Source organism: Rhizobium sp. GN54 (assembly GCF_021026345.1).
GTDB lineage: Bacteria > Pseudomonadota > Alphaproteobacteria > Rhizobiales > Rhizobiaceae > Mycoplana.
In genome coordinates, this window is record NZ_JAJNCZ010000013.1 from 113,595 (window position 1) to 123,585 (window position 9,991).

Consider the following 9,991-nt stretch of genomic DNA (forward strand, 5'->3'; position numbering starts at 1 on the left):
TGGCGGCTGGGCCTGGTGGAGGTTTCCTGTCGACAAACTGCGCACATTGCCTTTATGCTGCGCCGCAGGCGGCTACGCATGCTGCAACCGCCCGAACGAAAATCGAAGCCGGAAGATCTCATGACCACTCCCCCTCCCCTCATCACGGACGCCGAACGGCAGACCCGGCTGCAGGCGCTGCGCCGGAACATGGATGCGGCAGGCCTTGACGGCGTGCTGCTCGGCTCGACGGAGAGCCTGCGCTACTTCACCGGCCTCGTCTGGCACCAGAGCGAGCGGCTGCTCGGAGCGCTCGTGACGCCGACCGGGCTCACCTATGTCGTCCCGGCCTTCGAACAGAGCCGGGTCGAGACATTGCCGCATCTGGAGGGCGAGCTGGCCGTCTGGCAGGAGGAAGAGGAGCCGGCGGCGCTGGTGGCGTCCCTGCTGGGGCCGCGGGGCCGCCTGGCGCTTGACGATGCCCTGCCGCTCTTTGCCTATCATGCGCTTGCCGGTGTGCTCGGAGCGGAGCGCCTGACCGATGGCGGCCGGCTGATCCGCGACCTGCGGCTGGCAAAGTCACCGGCCGAGATTGCGCTGATCACCTACGCGATGGGACTGACGCTGGAAGTGCAGCGGCGCGCGCATGCGATCATGCGGACGGGAATCCGGGCCTCGGAGGTCGTGCGCTACATCGACGAGCAGCACCGGGAACTGGGCGCTGCCGGCGGCTCGACCTTTTGCATCGTCTCGTTCGGCGCTGCGACTGCCCTCCCCCACGGCGCCGATAGCGACCAGACGCTTGCGGCGGGCGACGTGATCCTCGTCGATACCGGGACGCGGATCGACGGCTACCATTCCGACCTGACGCGGACCTATGTGCTGGATGAACCGGATGCGGACTTTGCCCGCGCTTGGGCGATCGAGCGCGCGGCGCAGCAGGCGGTGTTCGAGGCGGCCCAACTGGGGGCGCCCTGCCACAGCCTCGACGATGCCGCCCGTGCGGTGATCGCCGGACATGGGCTCGGCCCCGACTACCGCCTGCCGGGACTGCCGCACCGGGCGGGCCACGGACTGGGGCTCGAGATCCATGAAGAGCCCTATCTCGTCCGCGGCAACGCGACGACGCTTGCCGCCGGCATGTGCTTCTCCAACGAGCCGATGATCGTCTTTCCGGGGCGCTACGGGATCCGGCTTGAGGACCATATCCACATGACCGCGAGCGGGGCTGAATGGTTCACGACCCCCGCCAGGGGACCGGCGGAACCGTTCGGCTAGGATCCCCAGTCGATCGATCTGGCCGCGCACGCACATCGAATCCGCAAGGGCGTCCGCCGGCATGGCGGCGCCCTTGCCTTTGTAGATCAAGGCAACCGAAACGATCTTTATCAATAGCTTAGCGAAGTGGCGCTTCCGCCTCCCCTCCCCCGCCCGATGACCGGCGTCGCCTCGACGCAGCTGTGCATGTTAACGCCGCGTTAACGATAAACCGTTTGACCGGACGGGCAAATCAGTTGAAAAACAGTCGCGACGGAATTTTTCCGACTTTTCTCAATTAACCGTCGGGCCATCATGGAAAACGCACTCAGACGACCCCAGGACCTTCTTTCGTCCGCCGACCGGATCATGCGGCATTCGCAATTGCTGTCGGCGCAACTGCAGAACCTGCGGCAGCAGATGTATCCGCCGGAGGCGATGAAATCGCTCCGCACCTTTTCCTCGAAGGACACTGCCGCCCTGCTCGGCATTGCCGAATCGACGCTGCGCCAGATGTCGCTGGATGGCGAGGCAGTGATCCCCGACCGGCAGGACAACGGCCGACGGGTCTATACGCTTTCCCAGGTCAACGAGATTCGCGCCTACCTTGCCAACCGGCGCCCGGCGGAAGCCCTCGACTTCCTTCCGCGCCGGCGGGCCGGCGACAAGCTGCAGGTGCTCGCCATTGCCAACTTCAAGGGCGGTTCTGCGAAGACGACGACGACCGTGCACCTCGCCCACTATCTCGCCTTGCAGGGCCTGCGCGTCCTTGCCATCGATCTCGATCCGCAGGCCTCGCTTTCCACCATGTTCGGCTACCAGCCCGAGTTCGACGTGGATGCCAACCAGACGCTCTATGCCGCGATCCGCTATGACGAGAACGAGCGGGTTCCCCTCTCGGCGGTCGTTCGCCGGACCTACTTCGACGGCGTCGACATCGTGCCCGGCAATCTCGAGCTGATGGAATACGAGCACGAGACGCCGCAGGCGATCGCAAAGGGCCTGTCGCGCGGCGACGGCATGTTCTTCCGCCGGCTGAAGACGGTGCTCGCGGAGGTCGAGGATCGCTACGACGTGGTGCTGATCGACGCGCCGCCGCAGCTCGGCTACCTCACCCTCGGTGCGCTCTATGCGGCGACCGGGCTTTTGATCACCGTGCATCCGGCCATGCTCGACGTCGCCTCGATGAACCAATTCCTGGCGATGACGAGTGACCTGCTCGGCGTGATCGAAGACGCCGGCGGCTCGCTCGAGCACGACTTCATCCGCTACGTGCTGACCCGCCACAATCCGCATGACGTGCCACAGGTGAACGTCGTGGCCCTTTTGCGCTCGCTGTTCGGCGAGGACGTGCTTGCCGCTTTCGTCGTCGATACCACCGCGATCGCCAGCGCCGGCCTGGAGAAGAAGAGCCTCTACGAGATGACGCGAGGCAGCGTCGGTCGTGATACGCTCAACCGGGCGCTCGAATCGGTCGATGCCGTGAACGCCGAGATATTCCGCCACATCAAGACTGTCTGGGGACGCAAATGAACAGCGCCAGTGATCGATCCAAGAGAATGAAGGCCATGTTCGGCGGCATCAACGCCGATGAGCTTGCCGCAGCGGTCGCCCCCTCGCCGCTGTCCCAGGCCGGCCGGCGGGTGTCCTCCGGCGCCGTACGCTCGATGCAGGACTCCTTTTCGGCGATCGAGGACGAGAACGCCCGTCTGCGCGAGCAGATCGCCGGGTCGGAAGCGGTCGTGGAATTGGGCCCGGAACAGGTGACGCCCTCCTTCGTGCGCGACCGCATGGACGGGCAGGTCGACCCGGATCTTGCCGAACTGGTGCGCAGCATCGGCGAGCATGGCCAGCAGGTGCCGATCCTCGTGCGCCCGCATCCGGAGGCAAACGGGCTTTTCCAGATCGCCTACGGCCATCGTCGCTGGCAGGCGGCGCGCGAGCTCGGCCGTCCCGTCAAGGCAATCGTGCGGGAGCTGTCCGACGACGCCCTCGTGATCGCCCAGGGCAAGGAGAACAGCGAACGGAAGGACCTGTCCTTCATCGAGCAGGCGCTTTTCGCGCAGGAGCTCAAGGAGCGCGGCTTCGATCGGCAGACCATCGCTGCGGCGCTCGGTCGAAGCGAGGACAAGGGGCTGGCCTATATCTCGATCCTGTCGTCGCTCGCCGGCGCTCTGCCGCAGGAGATCGTCCGCAAGATCGGCCCGGCGCCGAAGACCGGCCGCCCGAAATGGGAGAAGCTTGCAGCCCATTTTTCCGACCGCAAGCTGCCGGCTGCCCGATCTTCGGCGGCGAACGGACTGATTTCGTCCGACCGGTGGCTGAGTGCCGACAGCGATGCCCGCTTTGCCCTGTTGCTTTCGCTGCTGGAGGCCAAGGAGAAACCGGCGCCGGCACGAAGCGTCATCAAGGGTGCGGCTGGCCAGGATGCCGTCTCGATCGAGAGGGCAGGGACGGTGACACGGTTTTCCGTCGACGAGCGGCAGGTCCCGGGCCTCGCCGAGTGGCTGGCCCGCGAGATGCCGGGTCTCCTGCAGCGCTTCGAACAGAGGCGCGGCTGAGGCTCGCCGCGGGCGGACCCGCCGACCGATGGCGGGTCCCGGTTCGGCTTCCGGCCGGGACGTGGCGCGGGGAGGGGCTGAGAAGCGTTCCCGTTGCTATTCCACTGAAATCAAAGCGGAAATTTCGACGGTGTATCAGCTGTAACACCGCGGGTGCCGGAAGGACAATGGCAGGAGTTGCGGAAGCCGCGGGTCGGCGAATCGCCAATGAGATCGAAATCGGCATCCGGAGCGGGCCTGGCGGCTGTCATTTGCGTCCATCCAAGGCCTTGAAATCCCTTGCTAATCGATTTGATTTTCTTTCAATCGATTTGGTTTAAGCTTGGCGGCGGTCGGCCTGTTGCAACGCTGCTTGCTTCTGTGATTAGTGCCAGCCATCCAGGATTTTTTTCCAGAACAGGGAGATACGGAATGGCGTTGATTACCATGCGGCAGTTGCTCGATCATGCTGCAGAGAACGACTACGCACTGCCGGCGTTCAACGTGAACAACCTCGAATACATTCAGGCCGTCATGCGCGCCGCCGACGCGACCGACTCTCCGGTGATCCTGCAAGCGAGCCGCGGTGCCAGGGCCTATGCCGGCGATGCCTTCCTGCGACACCTCATTCTCGGGGCGGCAGAGGAATATCCGCATATCCCGGTCTGCCTCCATCTCGACCACGGCGATCAGCCCTCGACCTGCATCTCCGCGATCACCAACGGCTTTACCTCGGTGATGATGGACGGCTCGCTGCTGGCCGACGGCAAGACGGTCGCCAGCTACGAATACAATGTCGGCGTGACGGCGGAGGTGGTGAAGATCGCGCATGCGGCCGGCGTATCGGTCGAGGGTGAACTCGGCTGTCTCGGCAACCTGGAAACGGGCGCCGGCGACAAGGAGGACGGCCATGGCTTCGAGGGCAAGCTGTCGCGCGAGGAGCTTCTGACCGATCCGGACCAGGCGCTGGACTTCGTCAGCAAGACCGGCGTCGACGCGCTTGCCGTTGCGATCGGCACCAGCCATGGCGCCTACAAGTTCACGCGCGAGCCGGACGGCGAGATCCTGTCGATCGAGACCATCGCGAAGATCAACCGGAAACTGCCGAACACGCATCTCGTCATGCACGGTTCGTCGTCCGTTCCGAAGGACCTGCAGGACCTGTTCAACGCCTATGGCGGCAAGATGAAGCCGACCTGGGGGGTGCCGGTATCGGAGATCCAGAAGGCGATCCCGCTCGGCGTCCGAAAGGTCAACATCGACACCGACCTGCGCCTTGCGATGACCGGAACCATCCGCAAGCAGTTCGCCGAGAACCCGGAGAATTTCGACCCGCGCAACTATCTCAAGCCGGCGACGGCGCTGATGGTCGAGGTCTGCAAGGAGCGTTTCGAGGCTTTCCGCTCGGCCGGCAAGGCATCGAAGATCCGCGTCAAGCGGCTGCCGGACATGGCAAGGTTCTACGCCGCGGCGTGAGCCGTTACGCCGGGGCGGGGAGGCGACTTCCCGCCCGGATCGGAATGGGTTGCCTGCGTCGTAGCCAGACTTCAGGCTCCAGTTGAGGCCTTTGGCCGATCGCGGTCGCGTTGTTCACGCAGCCGGCACCAGATCACGCCGGCCATCACGAAGGCTGACGCCTTCATGGTTAACAACCAGTAGATAAAGATAACCGTCAGTTTGCTTTCATTGCGGGCGGCGAACGTCCAGAAATCAGCCTGTTACGCAAGCGTCCTATATGGCATGAACTGGCCAGACGGGGATACGGCAACAACCGGGAGGCGGGCAAGGGCAGCAGGAGGTCCTCCACCATGCGCAGGCTCGACAAAAGGCGGAAATAAAGCCACACCGCATGGGCTGTCGCTTCCGCTGGAAAGCGGTGGCGACGATAATGCGGGTCTTGGGCTACTTGCACCATGGCCCATATTCCCGGATCCTCATCAGCCATCGGCTAAGTTTGCAATGCCCTTCCGACTCATCCCCTGTGCCAGCGGCAGTCATCTACTGGTGAGGGGGAGTAAACGGCTCCGGTCGGTCGCCACGACGTGCGCGATGTCGAATTGCCACCTTCGCAGGCAGAGATCGAAACTTCTCGTTTTAATACTTGACGAAAGTACTCATGAAAAATATTAAGTTCCTGCCGTTCAACCGCGGCGGGTTCATGTATGTGCGTCGGGCAGGGGGCTCAACGCACTAAAATTACTTTTTCAACTGTGGCCTCTCCTGATCGCATCTCCTGCGTTCGGGTCGGCGAAGCCATGTCTTTTTATGGGGCCGATCTGGCCCGGGGAGAATCAAACATGAGTGCGCCAACCATCACCGTGACTCCGACGACCGTCGTATTCGGGGAGCAGCAAGACCTCGGAACGTCGACACAGGCGGTCGAGACGCTCGTCTTCGACGCCAACGGCGACGGTCTCCAGGATCTCGTCCTCAACGGACGCAATTCAAATACGATCTCGCTGATGCTGAACCAGGGCGACGGTTCCTTCGGGGCCGCAACGACGATTGCGACCGGATCCCAATGGCACATCTACAACGGCGACATCGACGGCGACGGCAATCAGGACGTCCTGATGACGCGCTGGAACGAAGACTACAGCGAACAGACGCTGGGTTACCTGAAGAACAATGGCGACGGCACATTCGGCGCGTTTGAAACGCTTGAGACCGGCTTCCGGAACATTCTGGACGTCACCACTGTCGACTTTGACGGCGACGGCGATCTCGACGTGCTGACGGCTGGAAGCGGCGACGCAGGGGTCATGATCGCAAAGAACAACGGCGACGGCACGTTTACGAAGTCGCTGCTGGCGACCGGCACATCCGTCTACTCCGTCTCAACCGGCGACATCAACGGCGACGGCATCCTCGATGTTGTCACGACCGACGGCGGCGGCAATTTCAAAGCCTTCACCGTCGGTGCGGATGGCCAGAGCACCCAAACCCATTTGTTCAATCTCGATGCGATCTATCCCGCCGAAAGTGTCGAGCTTGTCGACCTCGACGGCGACGGCGCCCTTGATGCAGTGGTCGCAAACTCCAACCGCAAGGAACTGTCCTGGTTGAAGGGCAATGGCGACGGCACGTTCGGCGCCAAGCAGACGATAGCCGACGGCAACGAGCAAAGCCCCTATGTCACCGGTTTCCGGGTGGTCGACGTCAACGGCGACGGCCGATTGGACATCATCGCCGGTTCGCCGAGGACGGTTGGAGAAACGGCGCAGACCCAGCAATCCTACCTTTCCTGGTTCGAGCAGGAGGCAGACGGCACCTTCACCGAGCACATGACGAATGTGAAATATCCGTCCGAAGCCGACTTCTTCGACGTCAACTATGGCGACCTCAACAATGACGGCGTGATCGACCTGATTTCCGCAGGTCCGGTTTCGATCGGCGGCAGCCGCAACTATGTACGCTTCGCAACCGGGATGGAGGCGATCGAAGTCGCCGAAAACGCGCCGACCGCGCTGCACGGCATTGCCTTCAGCGATGATTCGACCGGCGCGGTTGAAGTCACGCTCAGCGTCGACCGCGGCACGCTCGACGCCACCTCTGCAGCCGGCGTCACCGTCTCCGGTTCCGGGTCGCAGGTCGTTCTGACCGGTACCGTCGCCGACATCAACGCGTTCCTCGAAAACGATGGCGTGCTGTTCACCACGGCCAACAACGACGAGACCAGCGCCAAGCTCAACATCACCATCAACGATCAGGATCCCCTGAATCCCTCCGTGGTTTCCAAGACGATCGGGTTGGCCGTGACGCCGGCGGACGACCTGAGCCCCGTGGACGTAGAGTTGAGCGGCGACACCGTCGCCGAGGACGCAGCCATCGGAACACTGATCGGGACGCTGTCTGCTACCGATCCCGAGGGTGGTCCCGTCACTTACAGCCTCTACAGCGGTGGCCAATATGTGACGCTGGACGGAAACCAGTTGAAGCTCAACACCGCGCTCGATTTCGAAGGCCAGAGCAGCTTCCAGATCATCGTCCGCGCCACCGACGAGGGCGGCGCCTTCACCGACCAGACCCTGACGATCGACGTCACCAACGCCAACGAGGCACCGCTCAGCATTGCATTGTCGAAGCTGCTTGTGCCTCAGAGCAGTGCGGCGGGAACGGTCGTCGGCGACCTGACCACCACCGATCCCGACAGCGGCGACACCTTCACCTACAGTATCCCCGGCGGCAGCGACGCATTCGAGATCGTCGACAACAAGCTCGTCGTCAAGGACTTGAGCGGAGCTCTCATCCACGACGTCAAGGTGCTGGCAACCGATTCGGGCGGCCTGACCGTCGAGAAGTCCTTCCGTATCACCACGACCGACGACGACGGCAACCCGCTCGGCTCTGCCGGCACGATCACCATCGACGCATCGAATGCCGCAAGCATGGACTTCGAGGCCTATATCCGCGGCGGCTTCCTCGCTGGAACCGTTGGCGGCGGCATGCCGGTGTTCGACAACGGCGGCGCGTTCTCTGGCAGCGAGGTCATGATGGCCTACGGTTCGGACACGGCTTCGAAGTACGTGCTGGCGCGCGGATCGATGGAGTATTACTTCGCCACCCATACTATCTGGGGCGAAATCGGCACCATCGAGTACGGCACCCGCGGCAACGGCGCCTACGATTCGTCCGGTTCTTTCCAGGGCGGCGCGGCCGAACTGCGGATCACCGGGCTCTCTCTCAGCAACAACAAGCCGATCGGCGCTGACGAAGCGGAAATCGAGGCCAATGGTCCGGTTCACAACTTCACCGTCGCGCACATGTACGGCGATATCGGTTCAACGGGCAGGATCGGGGTCTATTCAGATTCGCTCGATGCCTACGCCCAGAACTATATCGGCTCGGCCGGCGCGGACGTCTTCACCGGTACAGTATTCGCCGACACGATCAACGGTGGTGCCGGCGATGACACGCTCAACGGCGGCGGTGGCAACGACACGATTCGAATCGGCACGGGCAATGACATTGTCGATGGCGGCGACGGCGTCGACACGGTCATCGTCGACGGCAATTTTGCTGACTACAACCTGCTCGCGCTCAGCACCATCTATCTCACCGAGAACGCATCCGGCGAAATGGATCGTATCCGCACCACCGAGTACATCAAGTTCAAGGACGCACTCTATAACGTCGCCACGCAGGAGGTGACGCCGATCGAAGACCTGGCACCGACAGGCCTCGACATCTCGGCGAAGACCGTCTCCGAGAATGTGGCGATCGGCACGGTCGTCGGGACCTTCTCGGCGACCGATCCGGAAGGCGGTGCGCTGGCCTATACCCTGACGAGCGACGCCGGCGGCCTGTTCAGGCTCGATGGCGCCAAGCTCGTCACGGCAAAGGCGATCGACTACGAGACGGTGAAGTCGGGTACTGTGACGGTCGAGGTCTCCGACGGCGTCAATACCGTGGCCGAGAGCTTCACCATCGGCGTGCAGGACGTGAACGAGGCGCCGACGGCGCTTGCGCTGTCCAAGTCGTCGGTGGCGGAGAACGCCAAGGTCGGCACGGTCGTCGGCACATTGTCGGCAAAAGACCCGGAAGGCGGTGCGGTCTCCTACAGCCTGTCGTCCAACCCCGGCGGCATCTTCAAGGTCGTCGGCAACCAGCTGCAGCTGGCCAAGGCCGTGGACTACGAGACGGCCAGGAGCCACGCGGTCACCGTCGTCGCCAAGGATTCCTCCGGCAACAGCACGAGCAAGGCGCTGTCGATCAAGGTGACCAATGTCGACGAGGCGCCGACCGCGCTTTCGCTGTCCAAGGCGACGGTCGCCGAGACCGCCAAGGCCGGCACGACGATCGGCAAGCTTTCGGCCAAGGATCCCGAAGGCGGCGCGGTCTCCTACAGCCTGTCGTCCAACCCGGGCGGCCTGTTCAAGATCGTCGGCAATTCGCTGCAGCTTGCCAAGGGCGTCGACTATGAGAAGGCGAAGAGCCACGCCGTCACGGTGGTGGCCACCGACGTCGGCGGCAAGACCACGTCGAAGTCGTTCTCGATCGGCGTGACTGACGTCAACGAGGCCCCGACGTCGATCGCGCTTTCGAAGTCGACGGTTGCGGAGAACAGCAAGAAGGGCACGACGGTCGGCACCTTCTCGGCGAAGGATCCGGAAGGCAAGGCGCTCACCTACAAGCTGACGGATACGGCCGGCGGGCTGTTCAAGCTGTCGGGCACCAAGCTGCAGGTGGCCAAGGCGATCGACTACGAGAAGGTG

General features: G+C 63.3%; 5 protein-coding genes and 1 pseudogene. 5 read left to right on the top strand and 1 reads right to left on the bottom strand.

Annotation, left to right across the window (positions count from 1 at the left end; translation table 11 throughout):
* Window positions 1–120 precede the first annotated feature (120 nt).
* From LQK81_RS23905 to fba, 4 genes are all read left to right on the top strand, one after another.
* Window positions 121–1,257: a M24 family metallopeptidase gene (locus LQK81_RS23905; protein ID WP_230808918.1), complete on the top strand. Its 1,137-nt coding sequence runs from the start codon at window positions 121–123 to the stop codon at window positions 1,255–1,257.
* A 294-nt stretch (window positions 1,258–1,551) separates the two neighbouring features.
* On the top strand, window positions 1,552–2,769 hold the full coding sequence (repA, locus tag LQK81_RS23910) for a plasmid partitioning protein RepA (RefSeq protein ID WP_230808919.1): 1,218 nt from the start codon (window positions 1,552–1,554) through the stop codon (window positions 2,767–2,769).
* Window positions 2,766–3,797: a plasmid partitioning protein RepB gene (repB, locus tag LQK81_RS23915; protein WP_230808920.1), complete on the top strand. Its 1,032-nt coding sequence runs from the start codon at window positions 2,766–2,768 to the stop codon at window positions 3,795–3,797. Before repA ends, repB begins: the two co-directional genes overlap by 4 nt.
* Before the next feature lie 411 nt (window positions 3,798–4,208).
* Window positions 4,209–5,252: a class II fructose-bisphosphate aldolase gene (gene fba, locus LQK81_RS23920; protein WP_230808921.1), complete on the top strand. Its 1,044-nt coding sequence runs from the start codon at window positions 4,209–4,211 to the stop codon at window positions 5,250–5,252.
* Window positions 5,253–5,568: 316 nt separating this feature from the next.
* On the opposite strand, the pseudogene LQK81_RS23925 reads toward fba, so the two are convergent.
* Window positions 5,569–5,691: pseudogene (locus LQK81_RS23925) on the bottom strand (IS6 family transposase); the annotation flags it as partial.
* 382 nt (window positions 5,692–6,073) lie between these two features.
* Between LQK81_RS23925 and LQK81_RS23930 the strand changes: the two are divergent.
* Window positions 6,074–9,991 (top strand): cadherin domain-containing protein (locus LQK81_RS23930; protein WP_230808922.1); only part of this gene is annotated, 3,918 nt, incomplete at its 3' end.